Origin of the sequence: Kitasatospora papulosa, assembly GCF_000717245.1 — a bacterium.
GTDB lineage: Bacteria > Actinomycetota > Actinomycetes > Streptomycetales > Streptomycetaceae > Streptomyces > Streptomyces papulosus.
In genome coordinates, this window is record NZ_JNYQ01000007.1 from 252,604 (window position 1) to 272,717 (window position 20,114).

The following is a 20,114-nucleotide window of genomic DNA, read 5'->3' on the forward strand; positions in this document are numbered from 1 at the left end:
GCGGCGACTGCCGCTCGGCCCTGTGTCTGAGGTAGGGGCGTTACCGGCCGAGCCGGTGGAACTGCACCGGCTGAGCTGAAGCGGTCAACGGGCTGCCTCGTCGAAGCGCTTCGATGTTGCAGCGACATTAAGTGAAGGGTCCCGGGGGCACAAGAGTTCGTTTCGAGATTCCTCCGACCTGTTTCCGAACCGTTTCCCGGGCCGACGCGGCTTCGATACGTCCACATGAACCTCTTTGCGGCGGTAGCACCCTTGACACCCGCGGGGTGGGGCGCAGAGCATCGAAGCGCTTCGAAAGATCTTGTCTGCGTATCGAACGGTCTTTCGGTGCCGGCAGACCGGAAACCTCCCACCTCTCCAAGGGGCCCCGCACGTGACGGACCATCCGCTTCCCTTCCGCGACCCGCAGCTGTCCTTCTCCCGGCGCACCGACGACCTGCTCGGACGGCTCACGCTCGACGAGCGGATCGCGATGCTGCACCAGTTCGCCCCGGCGGTGGAGCGGCTCGGGCTCGGCCCGTTCCGTACCGGACAGGAGGCCCTGCACGGGGTCGCCTGGATGGGCCCCGCCACGGTCTTCCCGCAGGCCGTCGGCCTCGGCGCCACCTGGAACGACGAGCTGGTCCGCCGCGTCGGCGAAGCCGTCGGCAACGAGGTGCGGGCCAAGCGCGCCCAGGACGACCGCGTCGGCCTCAACGTCTGGGCGCCGACGGTGAATCTGCTGCGCCACCCGCTGTGGGGCCGGGGCGAGGAGGGATACTCCGAGGACCCGGCGCTCACCTCCGCCATCGCCGTCGCCTACACCCGGGGGCTGCGCGGGGACCACCCGCACTACTGGCGCACCGCACCCGTGCTCAAGCACTGGCTCGCGCACAACAACGAGACCGAACGCGACACCGCCTCCTCCTCGGTCCGCCCGCGCGTCCTGCACGAGTACGACCTGCGGGCCTTCCGCGACGCGGTGCGGGCCGGGGCCGTGGCCGGTGTCATGCCCGCCTACAACCTCGTCAACGGGCGCCCCAACCACGTCTCGCCCCTCCTCGAGCAGCACCTGAGGAGCTGGACCGACCAGCCGCTCGTCGTCTGCTCGGACGCCGGCGCGCCCTCCAACCTGGTCGATTCCGAGCACTACTTCGACACCCACGAGGAGGCCACCGCGGCCGCCCTGAAGGCGGGCGTCGACAGCTTCACCGACCACGGCACGGACTCCACGGTCATGACCGGCCGCATCCGTGACGCACTGGCCAAGGGGCTGCTCGACGAGAGCGACATCGACACCGCGGTCCGCCGGCTGCTCGCCATGCGCTTCGCGCTGGGTGAGTTCGACCCGGAACTCGACCCGTACGCCCAGGTGGACGACCTGGACACCGCGGAGCACCGGGCGCTGGCGCTGGAGGCGGCGGAACAGGCGGTCGTCCTCCTGAAGAACGACGGGCTGCTGCCCCTCGCGCCCGGGCAGGGACGAACCGTCGCGGTGGTCGGACTGCTCGCCGACGACTGCAAGCTCGACTGGTACAGCGGCACGCTCATGCACCGCTCCACCCCGCTCGACGGGATCCGCGAACGGTACGGCGCCGAGAACGTCCTGCACACCGAGGGCGTGGACCGGATCCGGCTGAAGACCTCCGACGGCTGGCTCCGGGTACCGGAGGCCGACGGCACGCAGGACGGGGAGGCGCGAGGCGCGGAAGGCGCGCTCGACCCCGCGCTCCTCGCCGGCCGCACCGACCTCCCCCCGCTGACCTGCGGCGACGAAGCCACCGAACTCGCCCTCGTCGACTGGGGGGACGGTGTCCTCACCCTGCGCACCGACGAAGGGCTGTACCTCTCCGTCGCCGACGACGGATACGTCAGGGCCTCCGCGGACGAGCCGGGCGGCTGGGTCGTCCAGGAGACGTTCCGCAGGGAAGAGGTGGAGGGGCACGACGGCGGGCACCGCCTTCTGCACATCGGGACGGGTGGGTACGTCTCTGTCGCCGCCGACGGCGCGAAGGTTGCCGTGTCCGGCGAGAAGATCTCCCGGGAGGACGCCACGGTCTTCGAGTCCGAGACCGTCGAGTCCGGCGCGGACGCCGTGGCCCGGATCGCCGCGGCCGCCGACACCGTGATCGTCGTCGCGGGCAACGACCCCCACATCAACGGCCGCGAGACCGAGGACCGCACCACCCTCGCCCTCCCGGCCCAGCAGGACCGTCTGTGGCGCGCGGCCCACGCCGCCAACCCGCGTACGGTGCTCGTCCTGTCCTCCGCCTACCCGTACGCCGTCGTCGACGCGGCCGCCGCACTGCCGGCCCTGCTCTGGACGGCGCACGGCGGCCAGGCCGCGGGCACCGCCCTCGCCCGTGTCCTCGCCGGTGACGTGTCCCCGGCCGGGCGCCTGCCGCAGACCTGGTACGCGAGCGACGACGATCTGCCCGGCCTGTTCGACTACGACGTCATCGGCTCACGGCAGACGTACCTCTACTTCGGCGGCACCCCGCTCTTCCCGTTCGGACACGGCCTCGGATACACCGACTTCACCTACTCCGGACTGCGGGCCGAGGCCGACGGCGATCAGCTGAGGGTGTCGTTGACGGTCACCAACGACGGGACGACGGCTGCCGACGAGGTGGCCCAGGTCTACGTCCGCGCTGCCGGCCCGGCCGAGGCGCCCGCCCCCGAAGGGCTGGGGCGCCGGCTCCCCGGGCTCGGCGACCCCTCGGACCTGCCGCTGCGCAAGCTGGTCGGCCACCGCCGATTGCACCTGGCCCCCGGCGCGGCCCGAAGTATCGAATTCACCGTCCCGTTGGAGGAGTTGGGGCACTGGAACGTGGCGCACGGCCGGTGGGCCGTCGAGCCGGGCGGCTACGAGATCCTCGCGGGCGCGTCCAGCGCCGACATCCGCCTCACCACCACGACCGAGGTGGGCGGCGAGGCGCTCGGCCCCCGGCCGGTGAAGGAGCGAGGCATCGAGGCAGCCGACTACGACCGGCAGCAGGGCACGGAGCTCGTGGACCGGGCGAAGACGGAGGGCGACGCCGTGGCGCCCGCCTCCGCCGACGACGAGGGGCGTCTCGTCTACCGGGCCTGCGACTTCGGCGACGGCGTGCGGGCACTGGCGTTTCAGGTCTCGGGGGAGGGGCGTGTCACCGTCAGCGCGGCCGGGCACAACTCCCTGATCCAGTTCCCCGACACCGGTGGCCCGTACTCCTACCGCACCGTGGAAGTCGCTGTCGACCTCCGCGGAGTGCAGGAACTGCGCATCGGCCTCACCGGGTCCGTGCGCCTCGCCCGGATCGACGTCGTCCCCGGCAAGGAGTCCGCGTGAAGTTCACCGACGGCTTCTGGCTCATGCGCGAGGGCGTCCGCGCCTCGTACGCGACCGAGATCCGTGACCTGAGGGTCGAGGACCACCGGTTCACCGCGTACGCCGCGGTCAAGCGCGTCGCCGCACGCGGGGACACGCTCAACACCCCCTTGATCACAGTCGAATGCTTCTCCCCGGCCGAGGGCGTCATCGGCGTCCGCACCACCCATCACGCGGGGAAGGCCCGTCGGGGACCCGACTTCGCGCTGTCGGCCGACGACGCCACGGCCCCCTCGGGCACCACCCGCCGGGACGGAGCGGTCACCGAACTCACCAGCGGGCCCCTGACGCTGCGGATGGACGGCGACGGGCCCTGGGGCATCACCTTCCTCGACGGCGACGGCAAGCGCCTCACCCGGGTGGACCCGAAGGGGACGGCGTTCGCCACCACGCCCGACGGCGTCCACCACATGATCGCCCAACTCGCCCTGGACGTCGGCGAGAACGTCTACGGTCTCGGCGAGCGCTTCACCCCGTACGTGAAGAACGGCCAGACCGTCGACATCTGGCAGGCCGACGGCGGCACCAGCAGCGAACTGGCCTACAAGAACATCCCGTTCTACCTGTCGTCGCGCGGCTACGGCGTCTTCGTCAACCACCCCGGCAAGGTCTCCTTCGAGGTCGGCTCGGAATCCGTCGGGCAGGTGCAGTTCAGCGTCGAGGACCAGTCGATCGAGTACTACGTCGTCGCCGGCCCGACCCCGAAGGACGTCCTGTCCCGCTACACGGCCCTGACCGGCCGGCCCGCGCTGCCGCCGGCCTGGTCGTTCGGGCTCTGGCTGACCACGTCCTTCTGCACGTCGTACGACGAGGCCACCGTCACCTCCTTCGTCGACGGCATGGCCGAGCGCGGCATCCCGCTGAGCGTCTTCCACTTCGACTGCTTCTGGATGCGCGAGCTCCATGTGGATCAACCCCTACATCGCCCAGAAGTCGGCCCTGTTCGCGGAGGGCGCCGAGCACGGCTATCTGGTGCGCCGGCCCAACGGCGACATCTGGCAGTGGGACCTGTGGCAGCCCGGCATGGCCCTGGTCGACTTCACCAACCCCGCAGCCCGGGCCTGGTACGACGACAAACTGCGGGCCCTGCTCGACCAGGGCGTCGACTGCTTCAAGACCGACTTCGGCGAGCGCATCCCGACGGACGTCGTCTGGCACGACGGCTCCGACCCTGAGCGGATGCACAACTACTACGCGCAGATCTACAACCGCACCGTCTTCGAACTCCTGGAGAGGGAGAGGGGCGCGGGGGAGGCGGTGCTGTTCGCCCGGTCGGCTACGGCGGGCGGCCAGCAGTTCCCCGTGCACTGGGGCGGCGACTGCTTCGCCTCGTTCACGGCGATGGCGGAGTCGCTGCGCGGCGGGCTGTCACTGAGCCTGTCCGGCTTCGGTTTCTGGAGCCACGACATCGGCGGCTTCGAGGGGACCCCCGACCCGGCCGTCTTCAAGCGCTGGCTCGCCTTCGGCCTGCTCTCCTCGCACAGCCGCCTCCACGGCAACGTCTCCTACCGTGTGCCGTGGGAGTTCGGCGAGGAAGCGGTGGACGTGGCACGGAAGTTCACCCTGCTCAAGCACCGGCTCATGCCCTACCTCTACGGCGTGGCCGCCGAGGCGCACCGTACGGGTGTCCCGATGATGCGGCCCATGCTCGCGGAGTTCCCCGGTGACCCCGCCTCCCGCACCCTGGACCGGCAGTACATGCTCGGCCCGGACCTGCTGGTCGCGCCCGTCTTCACCGAGGACGGCGAGGTCGAGTACTACGTCCCCGAGGGCACCTGGATCTCGCTGCTCACCGGCGAGCGCGTCACCGGGCCCGCCTGGCGGCACGAGACCCACGGCTTCGACAGCGTGCCCCTCCTGGTCAGGGACGGTGCCGTACTCCCGTGGGGCGCCGACGACCAGCGCCCCGACGGCGACTGGCTGGAGGGCCTCACCCTGCGGGTCTTCGGCCCCGGCACCGGGGGGACCACGGTCACCGTCCCGGACCTGGCAGGCGACCCGGCGGCGGTCTTCCGTGTCGTCCGGGACACGGCCGGGGTGCACGTCACGGCGGAGGGGACCGACCGTGCCTACCGGGTGAGCGTCGAGGAGTCCGGCTCGGTGGCCGAGGGGTCCGGGACGGTCACCGTCGTCTGAGCCGTCCGTGCCGACCGGCAGCCCGCCGTGCGCCCCCGCAGGGTCGCACGGCGGGCTGCGTCTTTCCCCGGGGCCGGTCCGCCGCGGCCACCGGACCTGCCGGTCCTCACCCGCGTGTGCTCACATGTGCGATTTCCCCGCTGTGAGGGGGAACGGCCCTCTACTCTTCCTCTACACGGAGGGGGATCGCCATGGCCGGCTTCCTGCTGTTCGTCGCCGCGGTACTGAGCATCGTCGGAGCGGTGTCGGAGCGCGAGGTGTTCACCGAAGTGAGCTGGATCGTCTGGGCACTGGGCATCCTCCTGCTCCTCAAGTGGTTCGTGCGGCACCGGAAGTACGGAACCCCCGAACGCCTGATGGCCTCCGTGGCGGCCGGCGACCCGCGCGCCCTGCGGAGCCTGGCGATGATCGCGAAGACCGGCAACGACTACGACGAGGCCGAGCGCCTGCTGCGCATCGGCGTCGACGGCGGCGACGTCGAGTCCATGTGGGAGATGGGGCGCCTGGTCGAGCACCGCGACGGCCTGGAGGCCTCGGAGCCGTGGTTCCGGATGGCTGCGGAGCGCGGACACTTCGTCGCCAAGCGTTTCTTCCGGCCCGGCAGCGCCCTCAACAGGGACGGCGAGAACCCGCTGTAAGCGCGCGATCACCGCGCCCCGCCGCGTGCCATGTCCCGCTGCGGACCCCGTGCGCACACCGGGCGGCGGCCGCGCCGTGCCGGTCGCCACCGCGCACGCCGGGCAGTGAGACATGTCACTGGCCGTGAAGTGTTCGGCATACATTCCGCCCGCTCGGAGAGATGTCCAGGCTGCCGGTGTGTGCCGAACCCGTGGCCCACCGGTCCGGAACAGCTCTCCGCGCCCCGGCCGGCGCGGAGTCCCAGGCACGGAAGGCGGACCTCATACATGTCGGCTACCCCTACGTCGGCTCCTCACGCAGAGGCGCCCGCCCCGGTGGCGCTCGAAACCGTCCACATCGACGGGAAGTGGCTCCCCGCGGCCTCCGGAGCCACGCGGGAGGTCCTCGACCCGGCGGACGCCACCGTCCTGGCTCTCGTCGCCGAGGGCGGCGCCGAGGACGCCGACGCAGCCGTGGCCGCCGCACGCCGCGCCTTCGACGACGGCCCCTGGCCCCACAAGCCCGTCGCCGAGCGCGCCGAACTGCTGCGCAGGGTCGCCGGACTCCTCCAGCGGGACCGCGAGGAGATCGCGATCACCGAGAGCCGCGACACCGGCAAGACCCTGGAGGAGGGCCGCGTCGACGTCGACGACGTCACCAACGCCTTCCGCTACTTCGCCGACCTCGTCATGAACGAGAGCGGCGGCCGGGTCGTCGACGCCGGCGACCCCGATGTGCACAGTGTCGTCGTGCACGAACCGGTCGGCGTCTGCTCCCTGATCGCCCCGTGGAACTACCCGCTGCTCCAGGCCAGCTGGAAGATCGCCCCGGCCCTCGCCGCGGGCAACACCTTCGTGCTCAAGCCCAGCGAGGTCACCCCGCTCTCCACGGTCCACCTGATCCGGCTCCTCGCCGAGGCCGGACTGCCCGACGGTGTCGCCAACCTCGTCACCGGCGCCGGCGACCCCGTGGGCGCCCGGCTCTCCGAACACCCCGACGTCGACCTCGTCTCCTTCACCGGCGGACTCGCCAGCGGTACGAAGGTCGCCCAGGCGGCCGCACCCACCGTCAAGAAGGTCGCCCTGGAACTCGGCGGGAAGAACCCCAACGTCGTGTTCGCCGACGCCTGCGCCACCGAGGAAGGCTTCGACACCACCGTCGACCAGGCCCTGAACGCCGCGTTCTTCCACAGCGGCCAGGTCTGCTCCGCCGGCGCCCGTCTCATCGTCGAGGAGTCCGTCCGCGACCGCTTCGTCACCGAACTCGCCCGCCGCGCCGACGCGATCCGGCTCGGCCGGGGCACCGTGGACGGGGTCGAGTGCGGACCGCTCGTCTCCGCGCAGCAGCTCGCCAAGGTCGAGGCGTACGTGGCGTCCGCCCGCGAGGAGGGTGCCGTCGTCCGCTCCGGCGGCGCACGCCCGGAGCCCTCGGACATCCGGCCCGCCGCGGGCTACTTCTACCGTCCCACCGTCCTGGACGGCTGCCACCGCGAGATGAAGGTGGTCCGCGAGGAGACCTTCGGCCCGATCCTCACCGTCGAGACCTTCCGTACCGAGGAAGAAGCCATCACCCTGGCGAACGACACCGACTACGGTCTCGCCGGCGCCGTATGGACCACCGACGCGGGCCGTGCCCGGCGTGTCGCGGGACGGCTGCGGCACGGCACCGTCTGGATCAACGACTACCACCCCTACCTTCCGCAGGCCGAATGGGGAGGCTTCGGCAAGTCCGGCACCGGCCGCGAACTCGGCCCCACCGGGCTCGCCGAGTACCGCGAGTCCAAGCACATCTACCAGAACCTCAACCCGCGCCCCCAGCGCTGGTTCGCCGGCTGAGAGCGACCGCCCCGCCCGGCTGTTCGCAGCACCACGTACACGCAAGAACCTTGCAGAAGGAGCAGTGACCGATGCCCCCGTCCCCCAGCACCGCACGCCCCGAACCTGTCGACTACGTGATCGTGGGAGGCGGTACGGCCGGTTCGGTCATCGCCTCCCGCCTCACCGAGGACCCCGACGTCACCGTCACCGTCATCGAGGGCGGCCCCACCGACATCGACCGCGACGACGTCCTCACCCTGCGCCGCTGGCTGGGCCTTCTCGGGGGCGACCTCGACTACGACTACCCCACCACCGAACAGCCCCGCGGCAACTCCCACATCCGGCACAGCCGCGCCCGCGTCCTCGGGGGCTGCTCCTCGCACAACACGCTGATCAGCTTCAAGCCGCTGCCCGGCGACTGGGACGAATGGGCCGAGGCCGGGGCCGAGGGCTGGGACGCCGCGGCGATGGACCCCTACTTCGACCGGCTGCGCAACAACATCGTGCCCGTCGACGAGAAGGACCGGAACGCCATCGCCCGCGACTTCGTCGACGCGGCGCAGACCGCGGCCGGTGTCCCGCGCGTGGACAGCTTCAACAAGAAGCCCTTCCACGACGGCGTCGGCTTCTTCGACCTCGCCTACCACCCCGAGAACAACAAGCGCTCCTCCGCGTCCGTCGCCTACCTGCATCCGCACATCGAGGCCGGAGACCGCCCCAACCTCACGATCCTGCTGGAGACATGGGCGTACCGCCTCGCGTTCGACGGCAAGCGGGCGACCGGGGTGCACGTGCGGGGCAAGGACGGTACGGAGACGCTGCTGCGCGCCACCCGTGAGGTGATCGTCTGCGCGGGCGCGGTGGACACCCCGCGCCTGCTGATGCACTCCGGCGTCGGCCCCGCGAAGGACCTCACCGCACTCGGCATCCCCGTCCTCCACGACGCGCCCGGCGTCGGCGAGAACCTGCTCGACCACCCCGAGTCGGTCATCGTCTGGGAGACCGACGGGCCGATCCCGGAGAACTCCGCCATGGACTCCGACGCGGGCCTCTTCGTGCGCCGGGACCCCGGATCCAGGGGGCCGGACCTGATGTTCCACTTCTACCAGATCCCCTTCACCGACAACCCGGAGCGCCTCGGCTACGAGAAGCCCGAGCACGGTGTGTCGATGACCCCGAACATCCCCAAGCCGCGCAGCCGCGGCCGGCTCTACCTCACCAGCGCAGACCCCGAGGTCAAGCCCGCCCTGGACTTCCGCTACTTCACCGACGAGGACGACTACGACGGCCGCACCCTGGTCGACGGCATCAAGCTCGCCCGCGAGATAGCGAGGACCGAACCGCTGGCCCACTGGCTCAAGCGCGAGGTGTGCCCCGGCCCCGAGGTCACGTCCGACGAGGACATCAGCGAGTACGCCCGCAAGGTCGCGCACACCGTCTACCACCCGGCCGGAACCTGCCGGATCGGGGCGGAGGGCGACCCGGCGGCCGTCGTCGACCCGCAGTTGCGGATCCAGGGCCTGGAGGGCATCCGCATCGCCGACGCGTCCGTCTTCCCGGCCATGCCCGCTGTGAACCCCATGATCGGCGTCCTGATGGTGGGCGAGAAGTGCGCAGAGCTGCTCCGAGCGACCCCGACCACCGGAGGCGATGTCCGATGAGTGAAGCCAGTACCCCCGTGTTCAGCGTCAGGAACCTCTGGAAGGTCTTCGGCCCCAAGGCCGAACGCGTCCCCGGCAGCGAACTCGCCGAACTGCCGGCCGCCGAACTCCGCGAGCGCACCGGCTGCACCGCCGCGGTGCGCGACGTCTCCTTCGACGTCGAGAAGGGCGAGGTCTTCGTCGTCATGGGCCTGTCGGGCTCCGGCAAGTCCACCCTCGTGCGCTGTCTGACCCGGCTCATCGAACCCACCAGCGGCACCCTCGCCATCGACGGCGAGGACGTCCTGGCGATGGACACCCACCGGCTGCGCGAACTGCGCCGCCACCGCGCCGCGATGGTCTTCCAGCACTTCGGGCTGCTCCCGCACCGCACTGTGCTCGACAACGTCGCCTACGGCCTGGAGATCCAGGGCCTCGGCAAGGCCGAACGGCGTGCCAAGGCCGCCGAACTGGTCGAGAAGGTCGGCCTCGCAGGCCTGGAGGACCGGCGCCCCTCGCAGCTCTCCGGCGGCCAGCAGCAGCGTGTCGGGCTGGCCCGCGCCCTCGCCGTCGACCCGTCCGTCCTCCTCTTCGACGAACCGTTCAGCGCGCTCGACCCGCTGATCCGGCGTGAGATGCAGGACGAGGTGGTCCGCCTGCACCGCGAGGAGGGCCGCACCATGGTCTTCATCACCCACGACCTCAGCGAGGCCCTCCGCCTGGGCACCCGCATCGCGCTGATGCGCGACGGCGGCATCGTCCAGCTGGGCACCCCCGAGGAGATCGTCGGCTCGCCCGCCGACGACTACGTACGCGAGTTCGTCCGGGACGTCCCCCGCGAGCAGGTCCTCACCGTCGCCACCGCCATGCGGCCGCCGACCGCGGGCGAGAGCGAGAGCGGACCCGCCCTCCGGCCGCGCGCCACCGTCTCCGAGGCCATCGAGGCCGTCTCCCGCTCCGGCGGCCCCGTCGCCCGGGTGATGGACGACGGCAGGCTGCTCGGAGTCGTCGACCACGCGTGCCTGCTCGACGTCGTCGCCGGGACGGGCGAGGGCATCGCAGCGCGTGAGGTGACCGTCTGATGGCCACCGCCCAAGCCACCACCCGCACCGCCTCCGGACCCCCGGGCAAAGGCGCCCTGGCCGCCCTGCGTGAGCGGCCCGCCCTCGCCAAGATCCTGGCGCTGCTGGTCGTCGCCGCCGTCGCCGTACCCCTCGCGCACGCCCGCTGGGGCGGCGGGGTCTGGCCCGGCGCGCTGACCGTCGACCTGAGCGGCCCGCTCGGCGAGGTCAACGACTGGATCATCGGCAACCGCGACAGCCACCCGCTCTTCCTGTACTTCTTCGGCCACATCAGCAACGCCGTCGTCCTGTCGGTGCGCGGGGTCTACCTGGCGCTGCTCGCCCTGGGCTGGGCCGGTGTCACCGCCGTCGCCGCCCTCGTCGCCTGGCGGACCGCCGGATGGCGCCTCGCGCTGACCGCCGGACTCTCCTTCCTCCTCTGCGGGCTCCTCGGCATGTGGGTGCCGACCATGCAGACCCTGGCCCTGATGGTCGTCGCGGTCCTCGTCTCCGTGGTGCTGGGCCTGCTCCTCGGGCTCGCCGGGGGCCTCTCGGACCGTACGTTCCGTGTCCTGCGCCCCGTCCTGGACACCATGCAGGTGCTGCCCGCCTTCGCGTATCTGCTGCCCGTCGTGCTGGTGTTCGGCATCGGCGTGCCCGGTGCGGTCCTCGCCACCGTCGTCTACGCGGCGCCCCCGATGGCACGGCTCACGGCGCTCGGACTGCGCGGGGCCGACCCCGGTGTGATGGAGGCCGTCGCGTCGCTCGGCGCGACCGGGAGGCAGCGCCTGCTCAGCGCGCGGCTCCCGCTGGCCCGCAAGGAACTCCTCCTCGGTCTCAACCAGACCATCATGATGGCGCTGTCGATGGCGGTCATCGCGTCCGTCATCGGCGCCGGCGGCCTGGGCGACCGCGTCTACCAGGCGCTCTCCTCCGTCGACGTCGGAGCCGCGCTCGCCGCAGGCATCCCGATCGTGCTGCTCGCCGTCGTCCTGGACCGGACGACCGAGGCGGCCGGCCGCAGGATCGGCGCCGAGCCCACCGGCCCCGCCGCCCTGCGCGGAGCGCGCGGCTGGGGGCTCGCCGCGCTGATCGCCGCGGCCGTCGCCGTCGTGGGCCGCTTCACGGGCGGCCGGATCTGGCCCGAGGGCACTGTCGTCCCCATCGCCGAGCCCGTCAACACGGCCAAGGACTGGATGGTCGATCACCTCTACACCGGCGTCCCCGTCATCGGCGGAACCGCCGACTGGGCCGCGCACTTCACCAACTGGGTCCTCAACCCGCTCCGCGACGGACTGCAGGGGCTGCCCTGGTGGGCCGTACTCCTGATCGTCGCCGCCCTCGCCTGGACCATCGGCACCTGGCGCACCGCTGCCACCGCCGTGCTGGCCATGGCCGCCATCGGTGTGCTCGGTGTCTGGGACCTGTCGATGGACACGCTCAGCCAGGTCGTCGCCGCCGTCGCCGTCACGCTCGTCCTCGGCTTCGGCATCGCCGTCGGCGCCGCCCGCAGCCGACGCCTCGAACGGCTGCTGCGGCCCGTCCTCGACGTCTTCCAGACGATGCCGCAGTTCGTCTACCTCATCCCGGTCGTCGCCCTGTTCGGCGTGGGCCGCGCCCCCGCCGCGGCGGCGGCGGTCGTCTACGCGCTGCCCGCCGTCGTCCGCATCACCACCCAGGGCCTGCGGGGCGTCGACCCCGCCGCGATGGAGTGCGCCCGCTCGCTCGGCGCCACCAGCGGCCAGCGACTGCGCCAGGTCCAGATCCCGCTGGCCAGGCCCGCGCTGCTGCTCGCCGTGAACCAGGGCGTCGTCCTCGTCCTCGCGGTCGTCATCATCGGCGGACTCGTCGGCTCCGGCGCCCTCGGCTACGAGGTCGTGTTCGGCCTCGCCCAGGGCGACCTGGCCACCGGTCTCGTCGCGGGCGCCGCCATCGTCTGCCTCGGACTGATGCTGGACCGGGTCACCCAGCCCACCACCCGCCGCCAGCGGAAGGAGAGCTGACATGGCTCGCACCCGTGACCGCGCCCGTCTCCGTACACCTGCGGCCGTCGCCTCGGCCGCCGCCCTGCTGGCCGTCACCGGCTGCGGCGCGGCGGACATGACCAAGCAGGCCTCCCCGTTCGCGGCCCCCGCCGACATCAGGACCGTGACGCTGTCCGTCCAGTCCTGGGTCGGCGCCCAGGCCAACGTGGCCGTCGCCCAGAAGATCCTCGAGGACGAACTGGGCTACCGCGTCGACCTCGTCCAGACCGACGAGGTGCCCGCCTGGGACGCTCTCAGCCAGGGCAGGGTCGACGCCATCCTGGAGGACTGGGGGCACCCCGACCAGGAGCAGCTGTACGTCAAGGACAAGAAGACCATCGTCCCGGGCGGCGACCTCGGAGTCACCGGCCACATCGGCTGGTACGTCCCCAAGTACTGGGCGGACGAGCACCCCGACGTCACGGACTGGAAGAACCTCGACAGGTACGCCGACGAACTGCGCACCGCGGAGAGCGGCGACAAGGGCCAGCTGATGGACGGTTCCCCGTCCTACGTCACCAACGACAAGGCGCTGGTGAAGAACCTCGACCTGGACTACAAGGTCGTCTTCGCCGGCTCCGAAGCCGCCCAGATCACGCAGATGCAGCAGTTCGCCAAGGAGAAGAAGCCCTTCCTCAGCTACTGGTACCAGCCGCAGTGGCTGTTCAACGAGGTACCGATGGTCGAGGTGAAGCTCCCGGAGTACTCCGACGCCTGCGCGGCCAAGGACCCGGCGGACATCGACTGCGCGTACCCGACGACCCCGCTCCAGAAGTACCTCAACGCGGACTTCTCGAAGCGCGGCGGGGACGCGGCGGCCTTCCTGAAGAAGTTCCGCTGGTCCGAGAAGGACCAGAACGAGGTGTCCGAACTCATCGCCTCCGAACGGCTGTCACCGGACGAGGCGGCGGGCCGCTGGATCGAGGAGCACCCGCAGACCTGGAAGCGGTGGCTGCGGGGGTGACCTCGGCGTAGGACTTCCTCCCCGCTTCCCGTCAGCCGCCGCGGCACCAGCCGCGGCGGCTGACTCCGTCCTCACTATTCACTCAGTACATGTACTGAGGATATAGTCGGCGGCATGAGCACCCGACACGTCCTCCTGGGGCTGCTCGCTGCCGGTCCCTGCCACGGCTACGACCTGAAGCGGCAGTACGACGCACGGTTCCCACAGGCCCGTCCGCTCGCCTACGGGCAGGTCTACACCACCCTGCAGCGACTGGTGCGGGACGGCCTGGCCGCTGTCGACGGCACCGATTCCGACGGCGGCCCGGAGCGCACCCTCTACCGTTCGACCGACGAGGGTTCACGCGAACTGGCCCTCTGGACGGACCAGATCACCGCCCCGGCCCCCTTCGTGACGAACGAGATCTTCGCCAAGGTGGTGGTCTCGATCCTCGTCGCCGCAGCCGGAGCACCGACAGGACCCGACGGGCGGAAGCCGGACGCCGCCGCGCACCTGAGGGCGCAGCGCGCCGCCCACATGGAGCGGATGCGCGAGCTCACGGCGCTCAAGACCGCACCGGGCGCAGATCTCAGCACGGTGCTGTCCGCCGACTACGCCCTTGCCCATCTCGACGCCGACGTGCGCTGGATGACCACCACGACGGCTCGCATCGACACCCTGACAGCGGAGGTCAACGCAGCATGAGCACACGGGAACCACGGCCCTCCCCGGAGTCGTCCGCGCTGATCTCGGCGCACGGACTGAGGAAGTCGTACGGAAGGACCGAGGCGTTGCGGGGCGCGTCCCTCGAACTGCGCGAGGGCGAGATCCTGGCTGTCGCCGGGGCGAGCGGCAGCGGCAAGTCCACCTTGCTGCACTGTCTTTCGGGCATCGTGCGCCCGGACGAGGGCGTCGTCACCTACGGGGGCGAACAGCTCGGTCTGCTGCCCGAGGGCCGGCTCGGCGAGCTGCGTCGCAGCGACTTCGGGGTGGTGTTCCAGTTCGGGCAGCTCATCCCCGAGCTCACCGCGCTCGACAACGTGGCGATGCCGCTGCTGCTCGCCGGTATGCGTCGCGGTCCGGCGCAGCAGCAGGCGGGGGAGTGGCTGGAGCGCTTCGGTGTCCGGGGGCAGGCGGAACTGCGGCCCGGTGAGATGAGCGGCGGTCAGAGCCAACGAGTCGCGCTGGCAAGGGCGTTGGTCACCGGTCCCCGCGTGGTTTTCGCCGACGAGCCGACGGGGGCCCTCGACACCCTCGCCGGGGAACAGGTGATGACCGCTCTCGTCCACACGGCGCGGGAGTCGGCCACGGCGGTACTGCTGATCACCCACGACGCGCAGGTCGCGGCGTACGCGGACCGCGAGGTGGTGATGAGCGACGGAGTCCTCCGATCCGGATCGGACGACGTCGTCGGTCAGGAGGCTGCCCGCCGTGAAGGCTGACATCCGTATCGCCTGGATCCTCGCGCGCGGCTCGGAACGCCGCGAGTGGTGGAGAGCCTCGCTCACGCTGATCGGTGCCCTGCTCGCCACCGGCTCGGCGCTCGCCGCCGTGACCGTCGCCGCCGTGTCGGGCCAGGTGTCGCTCCCGTACGCACACGGTCTGCTGGACCGGCCCGGTGAGCGCGCGGGGGTGGTGTTCACCCTTGTGCTCCTGCTCGTGCCCGTGCTCGGTTTCCTCGGCCAGTGCGCGCGTATCGGAGCCGTGCACCGCTACCGCCGGATGGCCGGCCTGCGGCTCGCGGGGGCGTCCCCCGGGCAGGTGCGCAGGATCGCCGCCGCGGAGTCCGCGATCGCCTGCCTGGCCGGCTCGTCGGCCGGACTCGCCCTGTTCCTGGGGCTGCTCGCCCTGACGGGGCACACCCCGCGTCCGGTGGCCTGGGCGGGCCTTGTCGCCGTCGTGGTGGCCGTGCCGGTGGCCGCTGCCCTGGTGAGCGCCCTCGCCCTCCGTCATGTCGTCGCCGCGCCCCTCGAGTACGCGCGCAGGACGGTTCCGTCCGCAGGCCGACGGGCGGCCCTCGGCTTCCTGATCGCGGCCACGTCGATCGCCCTGTCCGCACTGCTCCTCCTGTTTCCGGTCGGCCGCCGCGTGACACCGCCCGTGCTGCTGGTCCTGGCGCTGGTGCTCCTCACCGGAGCCGGCGCGATCTGGGCGGCGGGCGCGTCGGCCGCGTTCATCGGCCGCACGCTCACCCGCCGGGCGAGGCGACCGGCGGTCCTCATCGCGGCGAGCCGGCTCGCGCACGACCCGTGGGCCGCCGCGCGCACCCACGCCGCCCTGCTCCTCGTCACCGTCGTCGCCGTGGGCTTCGTCGGGGTGCGCGCGGTCCTGCTCGACACGCTCACGGACTCCGCCCGCCCGATGAGCCTGGCCTTCTACACCACCGGGATCGACCTCGCCGGATCCGCCGTGCTGGTCGCCCTGGCGATCAGCGCCTGCGCGCTCGCCGTGGGCACGGCCGAGTCCCTGGCCACCCGTCGCAGGGGCCTGGCGGCCCAGGCCGCGGCCGGGGTGCCGCACAGGGTCCTGGCCGAGGCGGTGCTCCTCGAGACCGCCCTCCCGCTGGCTCCCGCACTCCTGCTCGCGGGGCTCGGCGGCACGGTGGTGTACGTGGGCTACGCCATGATCGTGGTCACGGCATCCGTGCCCCTGCTGCCGCTGCTCGTCCCCGTGGCGGTCCTCGTGCTGTGCCTGCTGGCGGCGGCGACGTCGTTGCCGCTGCTCCGGCGCGCGGTGAATCCGGCGGAGCTGCGCTTCACCTAGCGGATTCCGCGGTACACCCGACCGATGAGTTTCCCGGACGCGGTGGGTCTGCAGGGGTGGAGGGTGCAGTCGGCCGAGGAGGTAGCCGTGAACGATGTCTGGCCCCTGGTGCACGCGGAGCGTGCGGCGCTCGTCGGGGACCTCGAGAGCCTCGACGACGGGCAGTGGGAGGAGCCGTCGCTCTGCTCGGGGTGGACCGTGCACGACGTGGTCGCCCACCTGGTCGACACGGCCCGGACGACACGTCTGGGCTTCCTGCTCGGTCTCGCCGGGGCACGGTTCGACTTCGACCGTCAGAACGCCCGGGGAGTCGAGCGCGAACGGTGCGCCTCGCCGCGCGACACGCTGGAGCGGCTGCGGCAGGCCGCCGCGCGCACGTCGACCCCGCCGGCGCCCCTCGACAGCCGGCTGGTCGAGGAGATCGTGCACGGAGAGGACATCCGCCGGCCGCTGGGGATCGCCCGCTCCTACCCGCGGGAGGCCGTCGTCCGGTCGCTGCGTCTGCAGGTCCGGACTCCGGCCTCCTTCGGCGGGGCCAGGGAACTCGTGGCGCGCACCAGGCTGACGGCCTCGGACGCCGGACTGTCGATCGGCGAGGGGCCCGAGGTGTGCGGGCCCGCGCTGTCGCTGCTCCTGGCCGTCTCGCGTCGGCGGGTGGCGCTCGACGACCTCGGCGGACCGGGTCTCAGCGCACTGGCCGCCGGGATCTGACGGGTCCGTGCGCGTCAGTCCTCCGAGAGGTCCGCCCCACCGCGCGCTCGCGCCGACACGACCAGGGTCGCGGCGACCAGCGCGGCGGCGATGACTCCGGTGGCGAGCACCGGGCTCGGGGTGAACGTCATCGCCAGCACCGCGACGACCGCCGTCGGGTGGATGAGGTCGTTCCGGCTGCGGATCTCGGCGCCCCGGTGGTGCAGCACCCATACCAGGGTGATGAACACCGCCACCGGAACGGTGAACGCCGCCGCGGCGGCGTGGTCGGAGAGGTGGCCGTGACCGGTGGTCCGGGCGACGCCCAGGGCCAGCCCGGCGCCGACGGCGGCGGCCGACGCGAAGACGGCGTAATGCCCGTAGCCCCAGAGGATCGCGGACCTCAGGTTCGTCAGCCGGCGTGGGGCGTTCTGGGCGAAGTAGAGCCACCACAGGGCGAAGACGGTCAGCAGGCCGCCGACGACCAGGGTCGCGATGTCCCCGAGTGCCGTCTCGTCGTCGAGGGCCGTACGGACGGCCACCGTCGCCGCGGTGATGGTCTCGCCGAGGACGATCAGGGTGAACAGGCCGTAGCGTTCGGCGATGTGGTGGGGGTGCCAGGTGGTGTTGCCCGCGCTCTCCGCCCAGACGGGGACGGCGAGTTCCGCGACGACCAGGACCGCGAAGAGGGGCAGCCCCCAGTCGTCGGGCAGGGCCAGACGGGCGACCCAGCCGATCTGGACGACCAGGATCCCGACCGCGTAGCGCATGCAGCAGCCGCGGTGCTCGGGATCGGAACGGGCCGCCCGCAGCCACTGGGTGACCATGGCCAGCCGCATGACGACGTAGCCCCAGGTGATGACGGTGAAGTCCTCGTGCTCCAGGGCCTCCGCCGCGCCGGCGGCCAGCACGAGCGCGCCGGCGATCTGGACCAGGGTGAGCAGCCGGTACGGGACGTCGTCGGTGTCGTACGCGGAGGCGAACCAGGTGAAGTTCATCCACGCCCACCAGATCGCGAAGAAGACCATCGCGTAGCCGAGGACCCCGTGGCCGACGCGGCCTTCGGCGAGTTCGTGCTCGAAGGCTCCCGCGGCCTGGGCGACGGCGGCGACGAAACACAGGTCGAAGAACAACTCGAGCGCGGTCGCCGCGCGGTGTTTCTCACTGGCGAGGCGGGCGACCATCGGCCGGTGCCACGTGCCGGCGGGGGACTGGGGCTGACTCATTCGTACCTGGTTCCATCGGTGGGGAGACGTTCGGGCCGGGCCCGTCCCGAGGGTGGGCCGGACATGTCGGGACCGATCGCGCAGACCACCGGCCTGGTCGGCCGGCTCGACGGACACCGGTCACGTTACGAGCGCTCCCCGAGGACGCGCAACGACGACAGGCCGTCGCCACCGGGCAGGGCCCCCGCGCGGACCTCGCGCCGTGGCACCGTGCGCGGGTTCAGAAGGACGTGATGACGACCCGTGCGACGTCCGGGTCCCGCAGGGCGGCGTAACCGGCGTCGATCTCGTGCAGCCCGATCCGCCGGGAGACCAGGTCGTCCAGGTTCATGCGCCCGCGCAGATAGAGATCCGCGTACCGGGGGATGTCACGCCGGGGGTCGCCCGATCCCATGACGAGGCCCTGGATCCGCTTCTGCTCCAGCAGCAGCCGGGGCAGGGACAGCTTCAGGTGCGCCCGGCCGGCGGCCAGCCCCACGAGGTGGACGCCGCCGCCGAGAGCCGTCATGCGGAGCGCCTGCTCCGCCGTCGCCGCCACGCCCACCACGTCGAGGGCGTGCCGCACCCCGCCGCCCGTCAGTTCGCGGACCACCGACACGGCGTCCGTGGACGCGGAGTTGACCACGTCCGTGGCGCCGAAGGCGCGCGCACGCCGCAGGACACCGTCCCGCACGTCGACGGCGATGATCGGTGAGGCACCCGCGATCCTGGCCGCGCCGATCGCGTTGAGCCCGACGCCTCCCACGCCGATCACGGCCACGCTCTCGCCCGGCCGGACCCGCGCACCGTTGAGGACGGATCCCGCGCCCGTCAGCACCCCGCAGCCCAGCAGGGCGGCCTGGGCGAAGGGCAGCCCGCGGGGGACGGCGGTCAGCTGGTTCTCATGGACGAGGGCCCGTCCGGCGAAGCCGCCCAGGCCCATTCCCTGGGTGACGGGACGGCCGCCGTGGCTGAGCCGCGGCCCCTGCGTCCCGGGATCCCGCAGGATGGTCCCGGGACGGCCGCACTGGTACACCCGGCCGTCGAGGCACGCCGGACAGTCGCCGCACCACTGGACGAGACAGCCCACGACATGGTCGCCCACGGTGAACTCGCGGGACCGGGAGCCGGTCGCGACGACCACACCGGCGACCTCGTGCCCCAGGACCACGGGCGGCGGGAAGTCCGCCAGGGCCTGGGTGGCGACGGTGAGGTCGGTGTGGCAGAGACCGGACGCCCTCACCTCCACCAGGACCTCCCGGCCCTCGGGGGCCGCGATGTCGATGTCCCGGAGGGTGAATCCGGCCCCCACCGCCTCGACCACTGCTGCTCTCACCCTCACGGCCGGCTCCTTCCTCCTACGGCCGTTCCTCCGCCGGGATCCGGTCGAGGACGAAGTAGAAGAAGGGGCCGTCCGCTCCGACGCCCTTGCCGTTCATGATGCCCATGAGGGTGTGGTCGTCGACCGCCTTGAAGTGGTCCAGTACCGGTTGGCCGTCGTAGACCATGGTGGCCGTCGACTCGTCCCGGAACTCGACCATCCACAGACTGGCCTCGCCCTTGCCGAGGCGGGTGTCGCTGTACAGCTCGCCGTCCTCCCCGCGCATGACCAGCGGCTTGGCGTCGTCCGCCGAGAGGAAGGTCTTGCCGTACCAGCCGGATTTCCGCAGACGGCCGTTGAGCGGATGTCCGGTGTCGAACTCGTCGCCCCGCCACGCGCCGAGGATCTCCTCGACGCGGACGGTCGGCAACGCGGCCCACACGGCGTCGAGTTCCCCGGCAGGGACGGCGGACCGCTCGGCACGCAGGACCGCGAAACGTGCCCGTGCCTCGTCGGTGTCCATGGGCTTACCCCCTCAGCGGTGAAACAA

The 20,114-nt window shown here is 71.9% G+C and carries 14 protein-coding genes and 1 pseudogene; 12 read left to right on the top strand and 3 right to left on the bottom strand.

The annotated features are described in order from the left end of the window. Positions 1–373 precede the first annotated feature (373 nt). From IA22_RS0121200 to IA22_RS0121255, 12 genes and pseudogenes are all read left to right on the top strand, one after another. Positions 374–3,307 (top strand): glycoside hydrolase family 3 C-terminal domain-containing protein, encoded by a 2,934-nt coding sequence (locus IA22_RS0121200; RefSeq protein ID WP_030124495.1) that lies wholly within the window; start codon positions 374–376, stop codon positions 3,305–3,307. Then, a pseudogene (gene yicI, locus IA22_RS34200) lies at positions 3,304–5,482 on the top strand (alpha-xylosidase). The gene IA22_RS0121200 and the pseudogene yicI overlap by 4 nt, the downstream one beginning before the upstream one ends. A gap of 191 nt (positions 5,483–5,673) precedes the next feature. Beyond that, positions 5,674–6,120: an SEL1-like repeat protein gene (locus IA22_RS0121210; protein ID WP_015579593.1), complete on the top strand. Its 447-nt coding sequence runs from the start codon at positions 5,674–5,676 to the stop codon at positions 6,118–6,120. A gap of 267 nt (positions 6,121–6,387) precedes the next feature. Then, positions 6,388–7,935 carry an aldehyde dehydrogenase family protein gene (locus IA22_RS0121215; protein WP_014152898.1) on the top strand — a complete coding sequence of 516 codons (1,548 nt, stop codon included), beginning with the start codon at positions 6,388–6,390 and terminating at the stop codon, positions 7,933–7,935. 71 nt (positions 7,936–8,006) lie between these two features. After that, positions 8,007–9,578, top strand: a complete 1,572-nt coding sequence (locus tag IA22_RS0121220; protein ID WP_014152897.1) for a GMC family oxidoreductase — start codon at positions 8,007–8,009, stop codon at positions 9,576–9,578. After that, a complete protein-coding gene (locus IA22_RS0121225; protein WP_030124497.1) occupies positions 9,575–10,639 on the top strand; it encodes a quaternary amine ABC transporter ATP-binding protein in 1,065 nt (354 codons plus the stop codon). The genes IA22_RS0121220 and IA22_RS0121225 overlap by 4 nt, the downstream gene beginning before the upstream one ends. After that, positions 10,639–12,621 carry an ABC transporter permease gene (locus IA22_RS0121230; protein ID WP_014152895.1) on the top strand — a complete coding sequence of 661 codons (1,983 nt, stop codon included), beginning with the start codon at positions 10,639–10,641 and terminating at the stop codon, positions 12,619–12,621. Before IA22_RS0121225 ends, IA22_RS0121230 begins: the two co-directional genes overlap by 1 nt. A 1-nt stretch (position 12,622) precedes the next feature. After that, positions 12,623–13,606 carry an ABC transporter substrate-binding protein gene (locus IA22_RS0121235; protein WP_014152894.1) on the top strand — a complete coding sequence of 328 codons (984 nt, stop codon included), beginning with the start codon at positions 12,623–12,625 and terminating at the stop codon, positions 13,604–13,606. A gap of 114 nt (positions 13,607–13,720) precedes the next feature. Next, positions 13,721–14,290: a PadR family transcriptional regulator gene (locus IA22_RS0121240; protein ID WP_014152893.1), complete on the top strand. Its 570-nt coding sequence runs from the start codon at positions 13,721–13,723 to the stop codon at positions 14,288–14,290. After that, complete coding sequence (locus IA22_RS0121245) at positions 14,287–15,027, top strand: ABC transporter ATP-binding protein (protein WP_015579599.1); 741 nt, start codon at positions 14,287–14,289, stop codon at positions 15,025–15,027. Before IA22_RS0121240 ends, IA22_RS0121245 begins: the two co-directional genes overlap by 4 nt. Then, on the top strand, positions 15,017–16,348 hold the full coding sequence (locus tag IA22_RS0121250) for an FtsX-like permease family protein (RefSeq protein WP_030124498.1): 1,332 nt from the start codon (positions 15,017–15,019) through the stop codon (positions 16,346–16,348). Before IA22_RS0121245 ends, IA22_RS0121250 begins: the two co-directional genes overlap by 11 nt. Positions 16,349–16,435: 87 nt before the next feature. Next, positions 16,436–17,059 (top strand): maleylpyruvate isomerase family mycothiol-dependent enzyme, encoded by a 624-nt coding sequence (locus IA22_RS0121255; protein WP_030124499.1) that lies wholly within the window; start codon positions 16,436–16,438, stop codon positions 17,057–17,059. A 14-nt stretch (positions 17,060–17,073) separates the two neighbouring features. Here the strand turns inward: IA22_RS0121255 and IA22_RS0121260 are convergent, their stop codons facing one another. The 3 genes from IA22_RS0121260 to IA22_RS0121270 form a co-directional block, all read right to left on the bottom strand. Beyond that, positions 17,074–18,264: a low temperature requirement protein A gene (locus IA22_RS0121260; protein WP_014152889.1), complete on the bottom strand. Its 1,191-nt coding sequence runs from the start codon at positions 18,262–18,264 to the stop codon at positions 17,074–17,076. 220 nt (positions 18,265–18,484) lie between these two features. Continuing rightward, entirely contained in the window at positions 18,485–19,585 is a 1,101-nt protein-coding gene (locus tag IA22_RS0121265; protein ID WP_245229593.1) for a zinc-binding dehydrogenase, read from the bottom strand. 16 nt (positions 19,586–19,601) lie between these two features. Further along, positions 19,602–20,087 carry a DUF4334 domain-containing protein gene (locus IA22_RS0121270; protein ID WP_014152887.1) on the bottom strand — a complete coding sequence of 162 codons (486 nt, stop codon included), beginning with the start codon at positions 20,085–20,087 and terminating at the stop codon, positions 19,602–19,604. Positions 20,088–20,114 lie beyond the last annotated feature (27 nt).

Bases quoted from the DNA above. Each gene is read 5' to 3' on its own strand.
- IA22_RS0121240 (WP_014152893.1), top strand. From the start codon at position 13,721: ATGAGCACCCGACACGTCCTCCTGGGGCTGCTCGCTGCCGGTCCCTGC.
- IA22_RS0121245 (WP_015579599.1), top strand. From the start codon at position 14,287: ATGAGCACACGGGAACCACGGCCCTCCCCGGAGTCGTCCGCGCTGATC.
- IA22_RS0121230 (WP_014152895.1), top strand. From the start codon at position 10,639: ATGGCCACCGCCCAAGCCACCACCCGCACCGCCTCCGGACCCCCGGGC.
- IA22_RS0121225 (WP_030124497.1), top strand. From the start codon at position 9,575: ATGAGTGAAGCCAGTACCCCCGTGTTCAGCGTCAGGAACCTCTGGAAG.
- IA22_RS0121270 (WP_014152887.1), bottom strand. From the start codon at position 20,087: ATGGACACCGACGAGGCACGGGCACGTTTCGCGGTCCTGCGTGCCGAG.
- IA22_RS0121220 (WP_014152897.1), top strand. From the start codon at position 8,007: ATGCCCCCGTCCCCCAGCACCGCACGCCCCGAACCTGTCGACTACGTG.
- IA22_RS0121210 (WP_015579593.1), top strand. From the start codon at position 5,674: ATGGCCGGCTTCCTGCTGTTCGTCGCCGCGGTACTGAGCATCGTCGGA.
- IA22_RS0121215 (WP_014152898.1), top strand. From the start codon at position 6,388: ATGTCGGCTACCCCTACGTCGGCTCCTCACGCAGAGGCGCCCGCCCCG.
- IA22_RS0121260 (WP_014152889.1), bottom strand. From the start codon at position 18,264: ATGAGTCAGCCCCAGTCCCCCGCCGGCACGTGGCACCGGCCGATGGTC.
- IA22_RS0121235 (WP_014152894.1), top strand. From the start codon at position 12,623: ATGGCTCGCACCCGTGACCGCGCCCGTCTCCGTACACCTGCGGCCGTC.